19 protein-coding genes are annotated in these 21,968 nt (G+C 49.0%); 18 read left to right on the top strand and 1 reads right to left on the bottom strand.

The window, feature by feature from the left end; genetic code table 11:
* Nucleotides 1-801 precede the first annotated feature (801 nt).
* The gene (locus tag WKT13_RS08485) at nucleotides 802-2,703 is read left to right on the top strand and encodes a heavy metal translocating P-type ATPase (RefSeq protein ID WP_340323557.1); all 1,902 of its coding nucleotides are present in this window, start codon (nucleotides 802-804) and stop codon (nucleotides 2,701-2,703) included.
* Here WKT13_RS08485 and WKT13_RS08480 read toward each other — a convergent pair.
* Nucleotides 2,700-3,452 (bottom strand): hypothetical protein, encoded by a 753-nt coding sequence (locus WKT13_RS08480; protein WP_298618454.1) that lies wholly within the window; start codon nucleotides 3,450-3,452, stop codon nucleotides 2,700-2,702. The two genes, WKT13_RS08485 and WKT13_RS08480, sit on opposite strands and share 4 nt — an antisense overlap.
* A gap of 129 nt (nucleotides 3,453-3,581) precedes the next feature.
* Between WKT13_RS08480 and WKT13_RS08475 the strand changes: the two genes are divergently transcribed.
* The 17 genes from WKT13_RS08475 to WKT13_RS08395 all read left to right on the top strand — a co-directional run bounded on the left by WKT13_RS08475 (nucleotide 3,582) and on the right by WKT13_RS08395 (nucleotide 21,275).
* Nucleotides 3,582-4,466 carry a tetratricopeptide repeat protein gene (locus tag WKT13_RS08475; RefSeq protein WP_298618453.1) on the top strand — a complete coding sequence of 295 codons (885 nt, stop codon included), beginning with the start codon at nucleotides 3,582-3,584 and terminating at the stop codon, nucleotides 4,464-4,466.
* A 268-nt stretch (nucleotides 4,467-4,734) separates the two neighbouring features.
* Nucleotides 4,735-5,568 (top strand): prephenate dehydratase, encoded by an 834-nt coding sequence (locus WKT13_RS08470; protein WP_340323556.1) that lies wholly within the window; start codon nucleotides 4,735-4,737, stop codon nucleotides 5,566-5,568.
* A 7-nt stretch (nucleotides 5,569-5,575) separates the two neighbouring features.
* Nucleotides 5,576-6,751, top strand: a complete 1,176-nt coding sequence (locus tag WKT13_RS08465) for a pyridoxal phosphate-dependent aminotransferase (protein ID WP_340323555.1) — start codon at nucleotides 5,576-5,578, stop codon at nucleotides 6,749-6,751.
* Nucleotides 6,752-6,864: 113 nt separating this feature from the next.
* Nucleotides 6,865-7,932, top strand: a complete 1,068-nt coding sequence (locus WKT13_RS08460) for a bifunctional 3-deoxy-7-phosphoheptulonate synthase/chorismate mutase type II (protein ID WP_340323554.1) — start codon at nucleotides 6,865-6,867, stop codon at nucleotides 7,930-7,932.
* A gap of 100 nt (nucleotides 7,933-8,032) precedes the next feature.
* The gene (locus WKT13_RS08455) at nucleotides 8,033-8,827 is read left to right on the top strand and encodes a prephenate dehydrogenase/arogenate dehydrogenase family protein (RefSeq protein ID WP_340323553.1); all 795 of its coding nucleotides are present in this window, start codon (nucleotides 8,033-8,035) and stop codon (nucleotides 8,825-8,827) included.
* A 12-nt stretch (nucleotides 8,828-8,839) separates the two neighbouring features.
* The gene (locus tag WKT13_RS08450; RefSeq protein ID WP_298618448.1) at nucleotides 8,840-10,183 is read left to right on the top strand and encodes a sigma-54-dependent transcriptional regulator; all 1,344 of its coding nucleotides are present in this window, start codon (nucleotides 8,840-8,842) and stop codon (nucleotides 10,181-10,183) included.
* 195 nt (nucleotides 10,184-10,378) lie between these two features.
* On the top strand, nucleotides 10,379-10,585 hold the full coding sequence (locus tag WKT13_RS08445; RefSeq protein WP_298618447.1) for a hypothetical protein: 207 nt from the start codon (nucleotides 10,379-10,381) through the stop codon (nucleotides 10,583-10,585).
* Nucleotides 10,586-10,817: 232 nt separating this feature from the next.
* Complete coding sequence (locus WKT13_RS08440) at nucleotides 10,818-13,286, top strand: hybrid sensor histidine kinase/response regulator (protein ID WP_340323552.1); 2,469 nt, start codon at nucleotides 10,818-10,820, stop codon at nucleotides 13,284-13,286.
* 758 nt (nucleotides 13,287-14,044) lie between these two features.
* Complete coding sequence (locus WKT13_RS08435) at nucleotides 14,045-14,482, top strand: Hsp20/alpha crystallin family protein (protein ID WP_340323551.1); 438 nt, start codon at nucleotides 14,045-14,047, stop codon at nucleotides 14,480-14,482.
* A 450-nt stretch (nucleotides 14,483-14,932) separates the two neighbouring features.
* Nucleotides 14,933-15,886: an endonuclease/exonuclease/phosphatase family protein gene (locus WKT13_RS08430; protein WP_340323550.1), complete on the top strand. Its 954-nt coding sequence runs from the start codon at nucleotides 14,933-14,935 to the stop codon at nucleotides 15,884-15,886.
* 268 nt (nucleotides 15,887-16,154) lie between these two features.
* Nucleotides 16,155-17,498 (top strand): signal recognition particle protein, encoded by a 1,344-nt coding sequence (ffh, locus tag WKT13_RS08425; RefSeq protein ID WP_298618443.1) that lies wholly within the window; start codon nucleotides 16,155-16,157, stop codon nucleotides 17,496-17,498.
* Nucleotides 17,499-17,507: 9 nt separating this feature from the next.
* Nucleotides 17,508-18,386: a bifunctional methylenetetrahydrofolate dehydrogenase/methenyltetrahydrofolate cyclohydrolase FolD gene (folD, locus tag WKT13_RS08420; RefSeq protein WP_340323549.1), complete on the top strand. Its 879-nt coding sequence runs from the start codon at nucleotides 17,508-17,510 to the stop codon at nucleotides 18,384-18,386.
* On the top strand, nucleotides 18,387-18,566 hold the full coding sequence (locus WKT13_RS08415) for a tetratricopeptide repeat protein (protein WP_298618441.1): 180 nt from the start codon (nucleotides 18,387-18,389) through the stop codon (nucleotides 18,564-18,566).
* Nucleotides 18,567-18,653: 87 nt separating this feature from the next.
* Nucleotides 18,654-18,887, top strand: a complete 234-nt coding sequence (locus tag WKT13_RS08410; protein ID WP_340323548.1) for a 4Fe-4S binding protein — start codon at nucleotides 18,654-18,656, stop codon at nucleotides 18,885-18,887.
* A 5-nt stretch (nucleotides 18,888-18,892) separates the two neighbouring features.
* On the top strand, nucleotides 18,893-19,975 hold the full coding sequence (locus WKT13_RS08405; protein WP_340323612.1) for a 3-methyl-2-oxobutanoate dehydrogenase subunit VorB: 1,083 nt from the start codon (nucleotides 18,893-18,895) through the stop codon (nucleotides 19,973-19,975).
* Entirely contained in the window at nucleotides 19,972-20,736 is a 765-nt protein-coding gene (locus WKT13_RS08400) for a thiamine pyrophosphate-dependent enzyme (protein ID WP_340323547.1), read from the top strand. The genes WKT13_RS08405 and WKT13_RS08400 overlap by 4 nt, the downstream gene beginning before the upstream one ends.
* Nucleotides 20,733-21,275 carry a 2-oxoacid:acceptor oxidoreductase family protein gene (locus WKT13_RS08395; RefSeq protein WP_298618439.1) on the top strand — a complete coding sequence of 181 codons (543 nt, stop codon included), beginning with the start codon at nucleotides 20,733-20,735 and terminating at the stop codon, nucleotides 21,273-21,275. Before WKT13_RS08400 ends, WKT13_RS08395 begins: the two co-directional genes overlap by 4 nt.
* Nucleotides 21,276-21,968 lie beyond the last annotated feature (693 nt).

Genomic DNA, 21,968 nt, shown 5'->3' with positions numbered 1-21,968 from the left:
CGGTATAAACCGTGACAGCATTTTCCTTACATGATGACAGATTCATGTTGCCACAACCGATAAATCATCGCCACAAGTCTGGCGCATATTTCCCGTGTCTTTCATCACGCCTATTCTCAGTGTTTTTTAAGAAAACTCAGACGACTGACTTACGGATTTTCTTGACTTTTTTTTGACAAAATAAAATCGCAAAAGAGATGTGGGGGAATGTTAAATCTGACACAATAAAGGCCATATCTGCCTGTACCTCATTGCCACATACCCTGTAGTGTAATCCGGAATGACTCATATGACATTCCGATTATGCCGGTTTTAGCCTGTGGTTCCGCCCATTTCAGGGTGTGATATTACGCATTTCATGCTCTGAAACGGGCAATATCACATGCCGAAATGGTGCTTATTGCAGGACGAAAAAATGGTACCTGAATATAAGTTGTTGGTGTTCAATAATTTGCGTAACGTCCTTATTTTTCGCGTATTTGCGTCCGAAGGTGAGTCTGTGCGCAAATTCTCGCTTAATTTTTGGGGTAGAACAGAAAACTCAGATGGAAAAGTCACGCGATACTGAAAATCTGTAAGTGGCCCATATTGTTTTCATTTCAGCAGAAAAAACAGTGCTGTTTCGGGATTGAATCCACTGCTTCTTTATTCAAACCTGTCCGCACATAATTTCTATTTACTCCATGCAATGTTAAAGAAATTCCTGTGTGATGTTTTTTTTGTAATTTTGCGGGACAGTTTATTTATACGAAACGATAACATGACCGTATGGAATCATTACGGAAAAAGGAAAATGAAGCAATGGAAAAAAGAACAATACCTGTAATAGGAATGATGTGTGCCGGATGTGCGGCGAATGTTGAGAAAAAGATTAATTCGCTCGATGGTGTGGCGGAGGCTTCCGTTTCGCTGCCTGGACGTACGGTACTGGTGGAATATGATCCGGATGTAATCACGCCCGGCAAGATGCAGGAGGCGTTGAGAAGCATCGGTTATGACCTTGTGACGGAGGAGTATCGCAATGTGGAGGAGATAGAACGCAAGGCTTACGCCGTGTTGCGCAGGAAGACAGTGATGGCATGGGTGTTCTCCGTGTTGACCATGTGTCTTTCCATGGGATGGGTGCATACAGGCGGCAGGATGGTGTCTAATGTCATCATGCTTGCGGTTGCGTTGTGCGTAATGGTTTTGTGTGGGTCGCAGTTCTACCGAAGCGCATGTTCGCAACTGCGGCACGGCATGGCCAACATGGACACGCTCGTGGCTATGAGTACGTTTGTGTCGTTCGTCTTCAGCGTGTTCAATACGTTCTGGGGCGATAGCGTATGGGGCGCGTACGGTATGGAGTGGCACACGTATTATGATGCTACGGTGATGATAATAGCTTTTGTGCTGACAGGACGTATGCTTGAGGAAAAAGCCAAAAACAGCACATCGTCGGCCATACGTTCGCTTATGGGACTTGCACCGAAGATGGCACGTGTGGTAAGTGGTGGCGAAATAAACGAAGTGCCGGTGGCTACGCTTGAGAAGGGTGACGTGATTGAAGTGAAGGCAGGAGAGAAAATACCTGTTGACGGATGTCTTACCGGCGGCGAGGCTTATGTGGATGAGTCGATGATATCGGGTGAACCTATGCCTGTATTGAAGAAAGCGGGCGACAAGGTGCTTGCCGGAACGGTGACAAAACGCGGTGAATTCAGATTCAAGGCAGAAGAAGTGGGGCAGAAGACGGTGCTTGCCGGCATAATAAGAATGGTGCAGGAAGCACAAGGATCAAAAGCTCCCGTGCAGAGGGTTGTTGACAAGATTGCCATGGTTTTCGTGCCCTGTGTGTTCGGTATATCGCTGCTCACTTTTGCTGTATGGATTATTGCCGGTGGAACACAGTCGCTGCCTGACGCCATATTGTCGGCTGTGGCGGTGCTGGTCATAGCCTGTCCGTGTGCCCTCGGACTTGCCACGCCTACTGCATTGATGGTGGGCATAGGAAAGGCGGCGCAGGAGAACATACTGATAAAGGATGCGTCGGCACTTGAAAACATGCGTATGACGGATGCCGTAGTTATCGATAAGACCGGAACTCTGACTGAACCTTTCAAGGATGTGGATTTCACAAAGGCGTCATCTCTGAAACCCGAAGAGAGGGAACAGCTCAAACCTCATGCCGCAGAGGCTATGGCGATGCTTGCAGACAATGGCATAGAGGTGTATCTGATGAGCGGCGACAATGATGAAGCTGTGGCTTATTGGGCGGAAAAGGCAGGAATCAGACATTATCAGAGCAAGGTGACACCGCAGGACAAGGAGGACATCGTAAGAAAATTACAGGGCGAAGGACGGCACGTGGCCATGGTGGGCGACGGCATAAACGACAGTCAGGCACTTGCGGCTGCCGACGTGAGCATTGCCATGGGGCATGGTACGGATATTGCAATGGATGTGGCACAGGTGACACTCATGGGCACTGACCTGAGAAAAATAGCCGGTGCGTTCAGACTGTCAAGAAAGACTGTCGGTATGATACGGCAGAATCTGTTCTGGGCTTTTATATACAATGTTGTCTGTATTCCGCTTGCTGCAGGACTGCCTCATGCTTTCGGCATCGACTTCGCCATAACCCCGACATGGGCAAGTGCCATGATGGCGTTCTCAAGTGTGAGCGTCGTGCTGAACAGTCTGCGCCTGAAATATGTAGGTTAAGGGCGCGGACCAGGTGCGACCGGAGGTTCAAGAAATCTTGGTTTGCGGTTTGGCATCGATACACTTTCAACCGAAATCTGTATGCTCGTGCTCTCATTGAAATTGTATTTCACGGCAGCACCGATGCGATCACCAACAGAATTCATGTCGTATAGACAATAAGGCATGCGGTGGTTGTCCACAAGTGATTTGTGGCCGTAAAGGTATGCTTCCCAATGTTCGTCAAACTTGTAGCCGATGACGGCTGAAAGTCCGGCGTCACGGTAAGCGTCGTGGCCCCAATATATGTTGTTGAGATATCCTCCTAAGGCTACCGAAAGTTTGTTGTTCACCGGTATTGCGTACATGGCGGAGATGTTTTGGCTGAATCCTGCGCCGTGACGTGCGTTCTTGCCGAACTGTGCGAATACGGATGCTCCGGCACTTATGTTCAGTCCGGGATGCAGTTCCCACGAGCTCCATCCTCCGTAATAAAGCGGATAAAGATTGAATGGTGTCACGCGGCCCTGTGAATCTAGAACCGGCAGATGCAGGCTGTCCTGTGCTGTCAATGGTGCCGCTGACATCATGGATGGTGTGGAATATTCGAAATTATACGGCTGTTCGCTTTCTGATTGCACCGTTAGTGTGGAGTCGGCATCAGACAGTATGGTGTTTTCTTTGCTGTTGCCGGTTTCTTTGTTTATCTCCTGTGCATTCAGTATGGAAGAAACAAAAACTAATATGATAACTGATAAGAATCTCGTCATAAATCCAAACATATCTTATGCAAACATAATCATTAATCGTGAAAGATTTGAATATTTCATTCAACTTTAACTATTGATAATTTTTTTGCATCTTGATTTTAAGTTATCTTTGCAGACAAAAATACCATAATGAATATATTTAAAGCTTTGTTCGGGGGAAAAGAAGAAACCCGTGAGGAAAGAAAAAAAGAAGAGCAGGCACGTAACTTCGATGTGCTTAAATACGACGGCGTGAAGGCTCTGAAGATGCGTCAGCCGGCTTATGCCGTACAGTGTTTCACACATGCGCTCGATTTGAAAGACGATCTGGAGTGCAGGGATTATCTGTCGCAGGCGTTGATTCAGAACAATGAGTTGCCAAAGGCTTACGAACAGTTGCAGAAACTGTCTGAGGCTCAACCTGACAATCCGAGAATCCTTATGCGTATGGCCGAGGTGGCTTATATGATGGAGGACTATAATGTTATGGCTGACGCATGCGAGAAGGCTCTGATGATAGATAATGAAAATCCTCTGACATATTTCTTCTATGCTCGTGCATGCCGCGGACAGGGCGATGACAACAACGCTGTGGCCATGCTCACAAAAGCAATATCACTGAAGGAGGATTATTATGACGCGTATCTGTTGAGAGGAGAGATATTGTTTGAAACGGGAGATGTGGAAAGCGCCGATGAAGACGTGGCATATCTTCAGGAACATGTTGACGGTAATGAAGACATAGTGTTGCTGAAGGCGAGAATAGAAGTGGCTAAAGGTAACAATGAACAGGCCATTGACATATATAATAAGGTGATAGAACTTAATCCTTTCTGTGTGTCAGCTTTCCGTGAAAGAGGTAAAGCCAGAATGGCAGTGGGTGACGAGAACGGAGCTGCAGAAGACATGAAGATGGCGGATGAACTCGAACCAGACCAGGACAAAGACGGTGATGCGAACGCACAGAACATGGAACAGCAGGTAAAACAAATATATAAGAACAATGATCCGTACGGAGTTTTTAGCAATAACTGAATAATTTGACGGCATTTTGATTAATAAGTGAACATTTTATTGCAAAAATTTTGGAATTAAAAGTTTTTTGTTATATATTTGCACACAACAAAAACAATTGAAAGTTATGAACATGTCTTACGCATCTTTTTTTAGCTTTTACTTTTACTTTACAAGGAATTGTGAAGCGGGAAGATGCGTGTAAATTTCTAGACAAGACATAAACGAGAATACAGCCCCGCTTCACTTAGGTGACAGCGGGGCTTTTTTTATTAATACAAAAACAAAGATGAAAAGAATAGCGATACAAGGCGCGCACGGATCATTCCATGACATTGCGGCACATCAGTATTTCAAGGGCGAACAGATACAGCTTATATGCTGTTCAACATTCGAGCAGGTGTTTGCTGAAATGGAGCATGATCCTACTGTTATCGGAATGCTTGCAATAGAAAATACGATTGCCGGCAGCCTGCTCCACAACTATGAACTGTTGCGGGCTTCAGGTGCGACGGTGGTGGGAGAGCATAAACTCCATATACAGCATTCCATTTGTTGTCTGCCGCAGGACGACTGGGACACAATAACGGAGGTGCACTCTCATCCGGTGGCATTGATGCAGTGCAACAAGTGGCTGGCCAATCATCCAAGACTGAAGATGGTTGAGGCTGAGGACACTGCTGGTTCGGCAGAATATATCATGAAGCATCAGTGTCGTGGATGGGCTGCTATTTGTAATGCATCGGCCGCAGAAATGTATGGTATGAAGGTTCTTGAGGATCAGATAGAAGACAACAAACACAATTTCACACGCTTTCTTGTGGTCTCCAATCCGAACAAAGCCGATTTCCTCAGACCTTTGGAAAAAGCCGACAAAGCGAGTCTTGTATTCCTTGTGCCTCATGAGGAAGGAAGTCTTTCAAAGGTTCTTACAATACTTTCTTTTTACAATATCAATCTCACGAAGATACAGTCATTGCCTGTCATAGGACATGAATGGGAATATCTTTTCTATGTGGATGTATCGTTCGACAACCTTACCCGATATCGTCAGAGCATTGATGCGATAATGCCTCTAACACGTTCGTTGAAGATATTGGGAGAATATATAGAAGTAAAATAGAATTAATATGGCAACAACAGTGAATCCGGCCGACAGACTCTCGGCCGTACAGGAATATTATTTCAGTCGTAAGCTGAAAGAGGTGGCAAAGCTCAATGCAGAGGGAAAGGATATTATCTCGCTTGCAATCGGTTCGCCTGACATGCCGCCGTCAGACCAGACAATAGACAGACTCTGCGCAGTTGCACGTGATGCCGGCGCTCATGGCTATCAGCCTACAATGGGAACACCGGAGCTGCGTCAGGCCATGGCTTCGTTCTATAACCGATGGTATGGTGTCGAACTCAATCCGTCAGACGAGATATTGCCGCTTATCGGTTCGAAGGAAGGCATTCTTCATATAACTCTTGCCTTTGTCAATCCGGGCGAGAAAGTGCTTGTTCCCAATCCTGGTTATCCGACCTATACATCGTTGAGCAGAATTCTCGGTGCAGAGATTGTGAATTACAATCTGAAGGAGGACAATGCATGGCAGCCTGATTTTGACGAACTGAACCGCATGGATCTGTCAGGCGTGAAACTGATGTGGACCAACTATCCAAACATGCCTACCGGCGGAAATGCCCGACGAGAGACATACGAGCGCTTGGTAGAGTTTGCCCGTACCAACAATATCGTGGTTGTGAATGACAATCCTTACTCGCTCATCCTCAATGAAAATCCGATGTCTTTGCTTCAGATACCTGGTGCGAAAGATTGTTGCATCGAACTCAACTCAATGTCCAAGAGCCATAACATGCCGGGATGGCGTGTGGGAATGTGCGCTTCAAACTCTACATTCATATCGTGGATACTGAAAATAAAGAGCAACATCGATTCCGGAACATTCCGTGGCATACAGCTTGCTGCAGCAGAGGCTTATTCCACCAATACGCCGGAATGGCACCGCGAGGCCAATATAGAAACTTACCGCCGCCGTCGAGCTATAGCCGAACAGATAATGACCGAGCTTGGATGCACTTATGACGCATCGCAGGTGGGAATGTTCCTTTGGGGACGTATTCCCGACAAGTATTCCGATGTAGAACAACTCACCGAGCGCGTATTGCATGAAGCACGTGTTTTCATCACGCCGGGTTTCATTTTCGGTTCCAACGGTTCGCGTTATGTACGTATAAGTCTGTGTGCTAAGGACGAGAAGATGAAAGAAGCGTTGCAGCGGATCAAGAATATAAGTCTATAACATTTATAAATATACAAGTGCCGCATCCGTGACAGAATAATCAATATAGGAAATCCTATTCGGTGACAACGGCCGGCATGAATTATTAACCAGAAACTTAAAACACAATTACTATGGCATTGAATTTAGAACCATTACGCTTGCCGAGTGACAACAACGAACGCCCCTTGGTCATAGCAGGCCCATGCTCGGCCGAATCAGAAGAACAAGTGATGACAACCGCACGCCAGCTGGCTGACAAAGGCTGCCGTATGTTCCGTGCCGGAGTGTGGAAACCACGTACCAAACCGGGTGGTTTCGAAGGGCAGGGCGAGACTGCATTGCCGTGGTTGCAGAATGTCAAGAAGGCTACAGGAATGCTTGTTGCTACAGAAGTGGCAACGCCCGAACACGTCGAACTGGCTTTGAAATACGATATAGACATCCTTTGGGTGGGTGCACGAACTTCTGCCAATCCGTTCGCAATGCAGGCACTGGCCGACAGTCTTAAGGGTGTTGACGTTCCGGTTTTGGTGAAAAATCCTGTAAATCCCGACCTCGAGCTGTGGATTGGAGCGCTCGAACGCATCAATCAGGCTGGTATCACACGTCTTGCGGCCATCCATCGCGGATTCTCAAGCTATGATAAGAAAATCTACCGCAACCTTCCCATGTGGCAGATTCCTATCGAGTTGCGCCGTCGTTTCCCCTCTCTGCCGATACTCTGCGATCCAAGTCATATCGGAGGAACACGCGAACTGATTGCTCCTCTCTGCCAGCAGGCAATGGACCTTGGTTTCGACGGACTAATCGTAGAGAGCCATTGCTCACCCGACTGTGCATGGAGTGATGCCAAGCAGCAGGTTACACCAGACGTTCTCGATTACATTCTGAGCCTTCTGGTAATCCGTGATGAGAAAGTGACGACCGAAGGTATACACACGCTGCGCAAGCAGATTGACGAACTGGACAATCAGCTTATTGAGCTCCTTGCAAAGCGTATGAGAGTCTGCCGTGAGATTGGACAGTACAAGAAAGAACATAACATGACAGTGCTTCAGACATCGCGCTACAATGAAATTCTCGATAAGCGTGGCGCGCAGGGAGCCTTGTGTGGTATGAGTTCTGACTTCATACGTTCTGTCTTTGAGGAAGTGCACGAAGAGTCAGTAAGACAACAGATGGAGATAATCAATCAGTGATGGTCTGAATCTCTTATAAAACACCCCTTTAAACATTTTTGTCATAAAATAATAGAAATCATGCTTGTGTATGATTTTTATGTAGTAATTTTGAACAACGATGAGAATATTGGTAATGGGAGCAGGTAAGATGGGAAGTTTTTTTCTCGACCTGCTCAGTTTCAGTCATGAAACGGCAGTCTACGAGAAAGATCCTCTCCGCATGCGTTTCACATATAATTGCCGGCGTTTCACCAGTCCGGAAGAGATACGGGAGTTTTCTCCAGAACTGGTCATCAATGCTGTGACAGTGAAATACACTATTCCCGCATTTGAGGAAATCATTCCTTATCTTCCTTCTCAGTGTATGCTGAGCGACATTTCGTCCGTAAAGACCGGGTTGCAGGCATTCTATGAGCAGTGTGGTCATCCTTATGTGTCAACCCATCCCATGTTCGGTCCTACGTTCGCAAACCTGAGCCAGCTCAGCCACGAGAACGCAATAATCATCAGCGAAGGCTGTGCTGAGGGGCAATCTTTCTTCAGAAAGCTTTACGCCTCGCTTGGACTGAATATCTACGATTACACTTTTGATGAACACGACCGCACTGTGGCCTATTCGCTCAGTATTCCTTTCGTCAGCACATTTGTATTCGCAGCCGTCATGAAGCATCAGGATGCGCCCGGTACAACGTTCAAACGCCATATGTCGATAGCACGTGGAGTGCTCGGCGAGGACGACTATCTGTTACAGGAGATACTGTTCAATCCTTACACCCACGATCAGGTGTCACAAATACGCGACGAACTTAAAGAGCTTCTCAATATCATTGACAGTAAGGACTCTGAAGGAATGAAAGCCTATCTCACCAAGATTCGCAACAATGTCAAGCCCGACATTGACAAGATAAAATAATAAAAACAATTCATGGCAAGCATACTTATTGTAGAAGACGACATAACATTTGCCACGATGATCAATTCGTGGTTGCGCAGAAAAGGTTTTGTTTCGGAAAAGGTGAGTTCCGTATCGGCTGCAAAGTCAAAGATGCAGGATTCCGGTAACGCATACGACTTGATACTGTCCGACCTGCGTCTGCCCGACCACGACGGCCTTGTGCTGCTCGAGTGGATGCGTCAGTGCGACATAGACATACCTTTTATCGTCATGACGAGTTATGCTGAAGTACAGAATGCTGTGCTTGCCATGAAGTCGGGGGCTGCCGACTATATTGCAAAACCGCTTCAGCCAGACATCCTTCTTCAGAAAATCAACGACGCGCTTGCCAAACGTCAGCCTGTAGTCAGGCCAGTGTCAGAAGCCGCTCCTGCACCGATCGCATCGCAGTCGGTGCCGCGTCATATAGAAGGAAACGACCGTGCTTCCAAACAACTTTATGAATATATCTCGCTCGTGGCGCCGACGCCAATGTCCGTTCTCATTCTCGGAGCGAGCGGCACGGGCAAGGAATACGCTGCCCGTCGCATACATGAGTTGAGTCGTAGGGCCGGCAAGAGATTTCTTGCCATCGATTGTGGAGCCATACCTAAGGATGTTGCGGCATCCGAGTTCTTCGGACATGTGAAGGGTGCCTACACAGGCGCCGTGACCGACAAGAAGGGAGCTTTCGAAGAAGCCGACGGAGGAACATTGTTCCTTGACGAAGTTGGCAATCTCGCTTACGATGTCCAGGTGCAGCTTTTGCGTGCCTTGCAGGAACGGCGCATACGTCCACTGGGTTCGACAAAGGAAATAGAAGTTGACATCCGCCTTATTTGTGCCACAAATGAAAATCTTGCAGAACGTGTCACTGACGGTGGATTCCGCGAAGACCTCTACCACCGTATAAGCGAGTTCACCATCCACATGCCAGAGCTCAAGGAGCGTGGCAATGACCTTTTCCTCTTTGCAGACCTTTTCGTCAAGCAGGCCAACGAGGAGCTGGGGCGCAATGTGCTCGGCTTTGACGACAAAGCCTCCGAGATGCTGGCACGATACGACTGGCCGGGCAACCTGCGCGAGCTTAACAATGTGGTGAAGCGCGCCACGCTACTCACGCGCGGACAATATATAGGTGTTGACGAACTGTCGCAGTCGCTTGGTCCTGTCAATCATGAGAACATGGCTCTGCGCGATGAGAATGACGAACTACAGCGCATCAAGGCTGCCTTGCGTGCTACGGGAGGCAATAAAAGCAAGACGGCACGTCTGCTTGCCATAGATCGCAAGACTCTTTACAACAAAATGCAGAAATACGGCATCGAATTGTAGACGATTCCACAAAAAGGTGTGGAATTTTTCCACACCATCTCCACACTTTCCCCAATATTGTTTTTAGTTGTTATTTTACGTATTATCCTCATTATCAGTGTGATACAATTATTTGGCACGTTTTGGCACGCACGTTGCATTATTACTTAGCGGATAAACGAGAATAATATTCACAAAATTAAAAACAATAAGATTATGAAAAAGTTATTTTTTGCAGCTCTTGTAGCAACAATGGTAGTTTCAGTAAGCAACGCATTTGCAGGTTATGAATCTTCAGTATCGGCTCCTGTTTCTCTTCAGGACGAACCGGACAGCGTAGCAACCCCGGTTGTGCCGGCCGACAGCAGCGTCGTAAGCGACAGCACTGCACAGACAGCGCCAGCTACCATCGTTCTGCAGTAAGCTGAATGAAATCAGGCACTATTTAAAAACATTTTTCTGACATGACGGTTTTGAGAAAGCATTAGCAGAGGACGGTTCCGGTTGTTGACATTGTCGACGGCCGGAACTTTTCTTTTTTACCAGTCGTGTTTGTCCTTCCTCTGCCGGCATTGTCTTTTTTTAATAACGTATTTTGCTGCTGTTATTCATTATATTGCTATTTTTGCAACAGTAAACAAGAAGCCGATACGAGATGAGAAGAATCAGCGTTCCGCTCAAGGTAGCCCTGGGGTATATATTTGTTGTGTTCATTCTGGGCCTGTCCGCATGGCTGGTCTATGGCAATACACGTTCGTTCATCAGTATGAATGAGGCCGAGCGCACGTTCATGCAAAGACGCAATGTGGCCGACAGTCTTATCTACAGTTTTCTCGAAATGAACAACAACGAGCATTCTGTCTATTTCGGCATAGAAGGTAGTTGGCCTGCGTTCGACCGCTCGGTGACTGTCACGCAGAACATTGCCGACACTCTCAGTACGCTGGTCGCTGATTCTCTGCTGCGTGTGAAGATTGAACAGCTTGTTCTGCTGCTCGAACGCAAACGCGAAAACACACGCACCATGATGGGCGTGATGTCACGCAGTGGCGGCGGAACCTATCTAAACAGCAAGCTGCACAATCTGCATACCGGCCGCGACTCGCTCGTCATTCATCCCGAAGGGGCCGAGCTGCGAGAGAAACGGGAGACGGTGTATGAGGTGGTGAAGACCAAAAAGAACTTCTTCGGTCGTCTGGCCGACGCTTTCCGCAAGTCGCGCAACGACACGGTGAGCGTGCGTTCCAACCGCGGTACTCTCAAGGCTGACAGCGTGAAGCGCAGTCTCAACATCGGCGATACGGTGGCCGGCGTGCTTGCCGAGATAAAGAAGGCTGAGGCAGAAGACCGGCTCGAACGAATGGCCGACATGGACCGCAGTGAGAAAGACATGCAGCTTGTGGGCGTACAGCTTGCCCAGCGCATAGACCAGTTGCTCAAAGACATACGCACCGACGCCTATTTGTCTGTTCAGGCATCCTTCGAACGCGATGTGGCCGAGCGCCGTGCCGTGATGAACAAGATAATACTTCTCTCGGCCGTGGTGCTTCTCTCGGCCGTGGTCTTGCTCGTGAACATACGTCGCGACGTGCAACGCGACAAGGAATATAGTGAGAATCTGGAGAAGGCAAAGAACCGCAGCGAGCAGCTCCTGCAGCAACGTGAGAGACTGTTGCTTACCATCACTCACGACATAAAGGCCCCCGCGGCCTCCATTTCCGGATTCATCGGGCTATTGGGCGAGTATGTTGATGGCGGCAAACCGGCCCTCTATCTGAAGAATATACGCAACTCAGCTGCTCATCTGCTGCGTCTTGTGGGCGCTCTGCTCGACTACCATCAGTTGGAGAAGGGTCGTGTGGAAGTGAAGAACATAAGTTTCCGCCCGTCGCAGCTTGTGGCCGATTGTGTGGATGAGATGCGACCGCAGGCCGATTCGAAGGGACTGAAGCTTGTCTGTGTCACGTCCGACTGTGGTTCCAGCGTGTGTCTGGGCGACGCTTTCCGCATACGTCAGATACTGGACAATCTGCTCAGTAACGCTCTGAAATACACATTCGTCGGCGAGGTGCGCGTCACGGCCGGTGTGAGCAACGGCCGTCTGCTGCTCAAGGTGGCCGACACGGGACAGGGCATGACGCCGGAGGAGAGCCGCCGCGTGTTTGATGCCTTCACACGTCTGGACGGTGCACAGGGCATAGAGGGCGTCGGACTCGGTCTTTCCATCACTCGTGAGCTCGTCAGTCTGCTTGGTGGTAATGTGTCGCTGAAGTCTGTGAAGGGGCAGGGCACCACGTTCTTCGTCACACTTCCGGTGGAAGTTTCGCAGACAGCAGACGAACCTGCGGAACAGCCTTTTGCTAAAGAAGTGCCTGTGCTGCCTCCGTGCGAAAGTCTTAACATCATCATCATCGACGACGACAAACTGCAGTTGCAGCTTCTCACGGAGATGCTCTCGCGGCTTTCCGGCGGTAGATGGCATCTTACGGTGTGCCACCGCATAGCGGAAGTGCGCCGCCAGCTCGCGTCGTCTACGTTCGATATACTGATAACCGACATCGAGATGCCCGAGATGAACGGTGCCGACTTCATTCGTTCCATAGACCGCACCCACATGGCCGTGGTAGCTATGACCGCTCACGACAAGGGTGCGCGCCCGCAACTCGAGGAGGCCGGATTCGACGCATGCCTGTTCAAGCCGTTCGATATGGATACTCTGGCAGGTGTCATCATGTCGGTTACGGGTCGCAAGGTGGATGCCGCCACAGCCGGACCGAAGGCCGACGAGGGTCGCTTCGCACCGCTCACGGCTTTTGCCGCAGGCGATGAGGAGGCCGAACGCGAGATTCTCACAAGCTTCTATGGTGAACTGACGACCCATGAGGATGCCCTGCGTGCAGCTGCCGAAGGTTGCGACCGCAAGGCTGCCGCACGCGTATCGCACAAGGCTTTGCCCGTGCTCACTATGATTAAGGCCGACGTTGTTGCCGAACTCGACAGATTGTCGGCCGCAAAGGTAGATTCTCTTTCCGAACAGGATTTCAAGGAATGCTGTTTGGCTGCGATAGAAGGGATGGAGAAAATACGCCTTGAGCTGGAGGCATTGTTACGGTCTGAAGCCTGATTGTGCTACGTATCTCCACCAGTAGTTGAGTCTGTTGTCCGGCGATTGGCATTATTGCATAAATATGCAGAATTCTGTATATTTATGTAACACGCCGGGACCGTCAACTCTTCATAGCTCGAATATTTTCAACCGAAGGCGTAACCGGTCGCAAATACGCGAATTTTGAGAAGATTGGTAAATGGTTGATATACAGAGATATGCGCATTACTGCGTGCCGGTTGCCTTTTCTTCGTCCTGCGATATAGTTCGTTTCGCCTCTTGATTAAGCCCATATTAGGGTGTCAAATGCTTCATTTCGTGCCCTGATAAAGTCCGTTTCGTACCGTGAAACAGGCTTTATCGCAGACGCTGTGATTTTCTACACCAATTCCGTTCTCGCGTTTCGGGCTTTTCGGTCTCTTTTTCCCTGTGTCTGCTTTTCTATTTTGCGAATTTTTATTGTCAAAATTTTTTACTTTTTGTATTGTATATTTATTCATTTTATCTTGCAAAACCGCCTCCCGTGTGTCAATGTGTCACATTGTTGTCATGCCGTAACAGGGCCGTAAGTTGAAAAAAGTTTACGTATGTTTAAAATCACACTATGCAATGTTTAACGATGTTTGCACGAGTGTTAAAAACTCCGCCACCGGGGCTGACAAAGCGTCATGCGGGCACGTTTGTTGCATATGCATAAGTGAGCGTCTGAAGTCCAGACAACGGAGGACACCAGGAAAGCATAGTGTAACATAAAATAAAAACAGGAGGATTGATTTATGATGCCTATCAGAAGATTTTCAGATCAGAGTTGGTTTCCGGATTTGTTCAATGATTTCTTTGACAACGGCAGGATGATAAAGGCCTGTACGACGGCTCCGTCGGTCAATATAGTCGAGGAGGAAAAGGACTACAAGATTGAGATTGCCGCACCTGGTATGACCAAAAATGACTTTGATGTGCATCTTGACGATGACAACGAGCTTGTAGTGGGTATGGAGAGGAAGACCGAGAAAAACGAGTCGGATTCTAAAAACAGGAAATACCTGCATCGCGAGTTTTCTTATTCACAATTCAAACAGTCGTTCACACTGCCCGACAATGTCGACAGAGAACACATAACGGCAAACGTCAGCGACGGTGTTCTGACTGTATGCCTTCCCAAGAAGGAAGAGTGTGATAAGAAAGAACAGGGCCACAAGATTGAAATCCAGTGACCTTCCGGTCATCGCATAACGCAAACTACGGCGTCCGCACAATATGTGCGGGCGCCGCTTTTTTGTTTCTGTGGCATGGCATAAGGCTGTTGTTGCGCCTCCTCTCCGGTGTGTCTTTTTCATGAAGTGGCGCATGTCTGAGGCCGGCCTTTGCGGTTGTCTTTGCATACGGATGCGTAGCCGTTTCTTTCTTATGCTTCGCAATAAATCTGTTTTGTTGAAAAACAATGGGCAAACAGTACGAAGGCATAGTTTTTTTCGCTATATTTGTAGAGGACAATATGCGTCGGTGGTGGCTACAGAATGTGGCTGTATGTTCTCTTTCAGTTGTCTTCTGTCTCCGCCTTACGCTTGTCTGTAAATCTATCATGCCGGTTGTTGAGGCCATATTGCTGCACAAGGTACCGTTGCTGCTGCCATCGGCATTGCCAATACATAATCTGAACAATCATGTATGTGTCTCTGTTACTGTTTCTATCGTCCTTTCTCACGTTTGTGGAACTCAATTGTGAGAATCTCTTTGATTGTACCCACGACTCTCTGAAGAACGACACCGAGTTTCTGCCCGAAGGTGCCTACCGATGGACACGCACACGCTACTGGCGCAAGCTCAACCACATCGGGCAGGCTGTGATTGCCTGTGGCGAAGGAGAGGACGGATGGCAGTTGCCAGACATTGTGGCATTGTGCGAGGTGGAGAACGACACTGTGATGCGCGATCTAACCCGTCGCTCGCTTTTGCGCAGTGCCCGCTATGAGTATGTGATGACCGATTCGCCTGACGAACGCGGCATCGACGTGGCTCTGATGTATTCGCCTTTTTCCTTTGCATTGATAAATCATCGCAGCGTGCGGCCGTCTCCGTTGGAAGGAATGCGCCCTACGCGCGACCTGCTGTATGCCTGCGGGCTGACGGCAGACGGTGATACGCTTCACGTGATAGTCACTCACATGCCGAGCCGACGGTCCGGCGAACGTCTTACTGACCGCTATCGCGAACATGTCGCACGCTCTGTGATAGCCGTAGCCGACTCTGTCCGGCGACTGTCGTCCGATGCGCTCATCATCGTTGCAGGCGATTTCAATGAATATCCGGGCAAAGGTTGCGTCGCCACAATCTGCGGTGCGGGCTTTAAGGATGTATCAGAGGGTGCCGTGGGGCGCAACGGAGCCAAAGGTACTTACCGCTATCACGGAGGCTGGGGCAGTCTGGATCACGTGCTGGCGAGTCGCGCTCTTGCCCGTCGTTTTATGGACTGCAGGGTGGAGGATGCGCTGTTTCTGATAGAGGACGACGACAAATATGGAGGTGTTAAACCGCGCCGCAACTATCTCGGTCCGCGCTGGCTCGACGGTTTCAGCGACCATCTGCCTCTGGTGGTGAGGTTCGGCATCGGGCCGTGAACATCGCGATATGCGGCCGGCTGATGTGAACAGTTGGTCAAAACGATGTATGCAGGGAGTTGAACCGCATTTATGCACACCGAAAGCATATGTGTGCGCAATTTCGGCAGCAGTGTTTTAAAATATTTTAAATACCTCGGTTTCGTTGGTTTTTCTCATTATAATTACTTAATTTTGTAGTCAACTGTAACATTTCTCGGGCTGTTTGGAGCTTGGTGGTTACAGAAATCTTAAATAACAATGAAAAAATAACAACACCAGAATAAATATGTTTGAAAATCTAAGCGACAGGCTTGAACGCAGCTTCAAGATACTCAAGGGTGAAGGTAAGATAACCGAAATCAACGTAGCCGAGACTCTTAAGGACGTAAGAAGGGCGTTGCTCGATGCCGATGTGAATTACAAAGTAGCTAAAAGCTTCACCGATGAGGTGAAAAAGAAAGCGCTGGGAATGAATGTGCTGACCGCTGTGAAGCCGAGTCAGCTCATGGTGAAGATTGTACACGACGAACTTGCCGAACTCATGGGAGGCGAGGCTGCCGAACTCCATCTCACCGGCAAACCAGCAATAATACTTATGAGCGGTCTGCAAGGTTCAGGTAAGACCACCTTCAGCGGAAAGCTTGCCAACATGCTGAGCAAGAAGCAGCACCGCAAACCGCTGCTCGTGGCGTGCGACGTTTACCGTCCGGCAGCCATCGAACAGCTCAAGGTTGTGGGCGAACAGGTGGGAGTACCTGTATATTCAGAACCGGGCAACACCAATGTTGTGGAGATCGCACAGCATGCCATAAACGAGGCGAAGGCCAAAGGCAACGACGTGGTGATCGTCGATACGGCAGGACGTCTGGCCGTTGACGAGGCCATGATGGACGAGATTGCCAATCTGAAAGATAAACTCAACCCGGACGAGACACTGTTCGTCGTTGACTCGATGACCGGTCAGGACGCCGTTAACACGGCTAAGGAATTCAACGACCGTCTCGATTTCGACGGAGTGGTACTCACAAAGCTCGACGGTGACACACGTGGCGGTGCCGCGCTGTCTATACGTTCGGTTGTGACGAAGCCTATCAAGTTCGTGGGTACAGGCGAGAAGATGGACGCCGTGGATGTGTTCCATCCTTCGCGTATGGCCGACCGAATCCTTGGTATGGGCGATATCGTGAGCCTCGTGGAGCGTGCACAGGAACAGTTTGATGAGGAAGAGGCTCGCAGACTGCAGAAGAAGATACAGAAGAACAAGTTCGACTTCAATGACTTCCTCGGTCAGATTGAGCAGATCAAGAAGATGGGAAACATCAAGGATCTCGCAGCAATGATCCCCGGAGTGGGCAAGGCATTGAAAGATGTCGACATAGACAATAACGCTTTCAAGGGCATAGAGGCCATCATACGCAGTATGACGCCGAAAGAGCGTTCCAATCCTGAGATTCTCAACCAGAGCAGACGTATGCGTATAGCAAAAGGAAGCGGCACGAGCATTCAGGATGTGAACCGACTTATAAAGCAGTTCGACCAGACTCGCAAGATGATGAAGATGGTAACAGGCAGCTCAATGTCGAAGATGGCCGGAATGATGGGCCGTATGAAGGGCATGCCTAAATTTTAAATACTTATTATGCAACTTATAGACGGAAAAGCAACGGCAGCGGCAATAAAAGCCGAAATAGCCGAAGAAGTGAAAAATATAGTAGCCGGAGGCGGAAAGCAACCGCATCTGGCAGCAGTGCTCGTCGGACATGACGGTGGCTCTGAGACTTATGTCAAGAACAAGGTTATAGCGTGCGAGCAGTGCGGATTCAAGTCTACTCTCATACGTTATGAGGACAATGTGACTGAGGATGAGCTTCTCGCATGTGTCGACAGACTCAACAAGGATGAGGATGTTGACGGATTCATCGTGCAGCTTCCGCTTCCGAAGCACATCGACGAGCAGAAAATTATCGAGGCGATAGACTATCGCAAGGATGTCGACGGATTCCATCCGATAAACGTAGGACGCATGGCTATCGGACTGCCTTGCTTCATTTCTGCCACTCCGCTGGGCATACTGACGCTGTTGCAGAGATATAATATCGAGACATCGGGCAAGAAATGCGTGATTCTCGGACGCAGCAACATCGTGGGAAAACCTATGGCCCAGCTCATGATGCAGAAGCAGTATGGCGACTCTACAGTGACTGTATGCCACTCACGTTCGAAAACTCTGAAGGAGGAATGTCGTGAGGCCGACATCATAATCGCCGCTATCGGACAGCCGAATTTCGTCACCGCCGACATGGTGAAGGAAGGTGCGGTTGTCATCGACGTCGGTACTACACGTGTGCCGGACGCTTCGCGCAAGAGCGGATTCAGACTCAACGGCGATGTGAAGTTCGATGAGGTGGCTGAGAAATGTTCATTCATCACACCGGTTCCGGGAGGCGTAGGTCCGATGACGATATGTTCGCTCATGAAGAATACGCTTGCTGCCGGCAAAAAAGAATATTACAGATAAGTGACAGCTGACGAATATTACAGGCTCGGTAATGAATACCGGCGCCGCGGCGACTGGAAACATGCCATCGACAATTATCTTGAGGCAATCGAACTTGATCCGCAGTCGCCTGCGGTTGAGGCAAAACAGATGATTGACGATATCCTCAATTTCTATTGTAAGGATATCTATAATCCTTGAACGGAAACCAGGAGGCATACCCTTTGCGACTTGCAGGGACTAACGTAAGGCGTTTATGGTCATGCCGCCTAATAAAAAATATAGACAATGGGAAAATTTAAAGGTGCTATTGTTGTAAATACCGACCGGTGCAAGGGATGCTCACTTTGCGTGGAAGCCTGCCCGAAGGATGTTATTGCTTTGGCACGTAAAAAGGTGAACGTGCATGGTTATCCATTCGTTGAGGTGGTTAATCCGGAAGACTGCATCGGATGTGCGTCGTGTGGAATTGTCTGTCCCGACGGTTGTATCACGGTTTACAAGAAAAAAATGGAGGAATGAATACTATGGCACAACAGGAAGTAACACTCATGAAAGGCAATGAGGCCATCGCTAATGCCGCCATCAGATGTGGCGCCGACGGCTTCTTTGGCTATCCGATAACTCCTCAGAGCGAGATAATAGAGACGTTGTCGGAACTGAAACCCTGGGAAACGACCGGAATGGTGGTTGTGCAGGCCGAAAGCGAAGTGGCTGCCATAAACATGGTTTACGGCGGAGCAGGCTCCGGCAAGCGCGTTATGACCACATCGTCAAGTCCGGGCGTGGCGCTCATGCAGGAAGGTATATCCTATATGGCGGGCGCGGAGATACCGGGAGTTGTTGTCAATGTGCAGCGCGGAGGTCCCGGACTGGGCACCATCCAGCCGTCACAGAGCGACTATTTCCAGGCTACGCGCGGCGGCGGTAACGGCGACTATTATGTCATCGTGCTCGCTCCGAACTCTGTACAGGAGATGGCCGACTTCGTGGATCTGGCTTTCGAACTGGCGTTCAAGTACCGCAATCCGGCCATGATTCTCTCCGACGGTGTCATCGGACAGATGATGGAGAAGGTGGTTCTGCCTCCGCAGAAGCCCAGACGCACCGAAGAGCAGATTCTGAAAGAATGTCCGTGGGCTACGACAGGTCGCGGTGCGAACCGTCAGCCCAATATTCTCACATCGCTCGAACTGAAACCTGAAATAATGGAAGTGCGCAACCTCCATCTTCAGGAGAAGTATCGTGAGATCGAGGAGAATGAAGTCAGATATGAGACAGTGATGACCGACGATGCCGATTATATTATTGTGGCGTTCGGAAGTGCGGCGCGCATAGCCGAGAAAGCCATCGAACTGGCACGTCAGCAGGGCATCAAGGCCGGACTGTTCCGTCCGATCACCTTGTGGCCTTTCCCGAAGAAACCTCTTTGTTCGGTTGTCAACGGTAAGAAAGGTGTGCTTGTTGCTGAGATCAACGCCGGACAGATGGTCGAGGACGTGCGTCTGGCATTGAATGGAACGGTGAAGGTTGAGCACTACGGTCGTCTTGGCGGCATCGTGCCTGAGCCGGAAGAAATGGTTAACGCAATAAAGGAGAAACTGTTATGAATGATATAATATCACCTGAGAATCTGGTTTACAGTAAACCAAAGCTGATGAATGACACCCAGATGCACTACTGTGCGGGTTGTTCGCACGGCGTGGTGCACAAGCTGGTGGCAGAGGTTATCGAGGAGATGGGCATGGAGAACAAGACTGTCGGAGTATGTCCGGTGGGCTGTGCTGTGTTTGCCTATCGTTATCTTGACATCGACTGGCAGGAAGCGCCTCACGGTCGTGCACCGGCGTTGGCCACAGCCATCAAGCGCTTATGGCCCGACCGGCTCGTCTTTACTTATCAGGGTGACGGCGACCTTGCATGCATCGGAACGTGTGAAACCATACATGCGCTCAACCGTGGTGAGAATATCGCGATAATATTCATCAACAACGCCATATACGGAATGACCGGAGGACAGATGGCACCAACCACTCTCATCGGTCAGAAGACAAGCACCTGTCCTTACGGACGTGACCCGAAGCTGCACGGTTATCCGCTCAACATAACCGAGATTGCGGCTACTCTTCGTGGCACTTGCTACGTTTCGCGCCAGAGTGTTCATACAGTCGGTGCGATACGTCAGGCCAAGAAAGCCATCCGCAAGGCCTTCGAGGCATCCATGGCCGGCAAGGGTTCGTCGCTGGTAGAGATTGTTTCGACATGCAACAGCGGCTGGAAACTCTCACCTGTAAAGGCCAACCAGTGGATGGAAGAGAATATGTTCAAACAATATCCAAAGGGTGATTTAAAAGACACGACAAACGAATGAAAGCAGAAATAATAATATCAGGATTTGGTGGTCAGGGTGTTTTGTCCATGGGCAAGATACTGGCTTATTCGGGACTGATGGAAGGCAAGGAAGTCACATGGATGCCGGCATACGGTCCTGAGCAGCGTGGCGGAACGGCCAACGTGACTGTCATTGTGAGCGACGAGCGCATTTCGTCGCCTATTCTCAGCCACTATGATGTGGCAATCGTGCTCAATCAGCCTTCTCTCGACAAGTTCGAACCGAAGGTAAAACCCGGTGGCATATTGATATACGACTCTTTCGGAATAATCAATCCGCCAACCCGCAAGGACATCACGGTCTATCACATTGACGCGATGGAGAAGTCTGCCGAGATGAAAAACGCCAAAGTGTTCAACATGATTATCCTCGGCGGTCTGCTCAAGGTTTGTCCTGTTGTGAGCACCGACGGTCTGAACTCAGCCCTTTACAAGACTTTGCCCGAACGTCATCATGATCTTATCCCGCTCAATATGCAGGCCGTGGATGAAGGAATGAAGTTGATCGAGAAGGTTTAACGTGTATCCTCTCTAACGCATAAGGCCGGAACCACCGGCAAATGCGGCATTATAATACAGTGTCAGAACTGCATCCGGTATTAGTATTGTACCGGATGGATGTTCTGACACTTTTTCATTTATATCCGGAACGGTGTTTCCTGCGGTGCGGCAGACGTCTCTCATGCGATGGCGTGGGCTCAGTACAGATTCTGTATGAATTGGTCTCAACAGACAAACCACAGTTTCAATCCCGAATCGGTATCGTTTTCTTCTGTCGAAATGAAAGCAATATTGGCCACTTACAGATTTTCAGTATCCGATGATTTTTCTGTCTGAGTTTTCAGTTCTACCCCAAAAAATAAGCGAGAATTTGCGGGCGGACTCATCTTCGGACGCAAATACGCGAAAAATAAGAGTATTGTGCAAGTTGCTGAACATCAATAACTTATATTTGCGCGCTATTTCTCTGTACTGCAATAAGCATCATTTCGGCCTGTGATATTGCCCGTTTCAGGGCCTGAAATGCATAATATCACACCCTGAAATGGGCGAAACCGCAGGCTCAAACGGGCATAATCAGAACGTCATATGAGCCATTCCGGATTGCACTACAGTGTATGTGGCAATGAGGTACGGACAGATATGGCCTTTATTGTGTCTGATTTAACATTCCTCCACATCTCTTTTGCGATTTTATTTTGTCAAAAAAAA

The sequence above is a fragment of the Prevotella sp. HCN-7019 genome (assembly GCF_037890215.1).
GTDB lineage: Bacteria > Bacteroidota > Bacteroidia > Bacteroidales > Bacteroidaceae > Prevotella.
The sequence above is the reverse complement of the archived record's forward strand: the minus strand, read 5'-3'. Positions and strand labels throughout refer to the sequence as shown.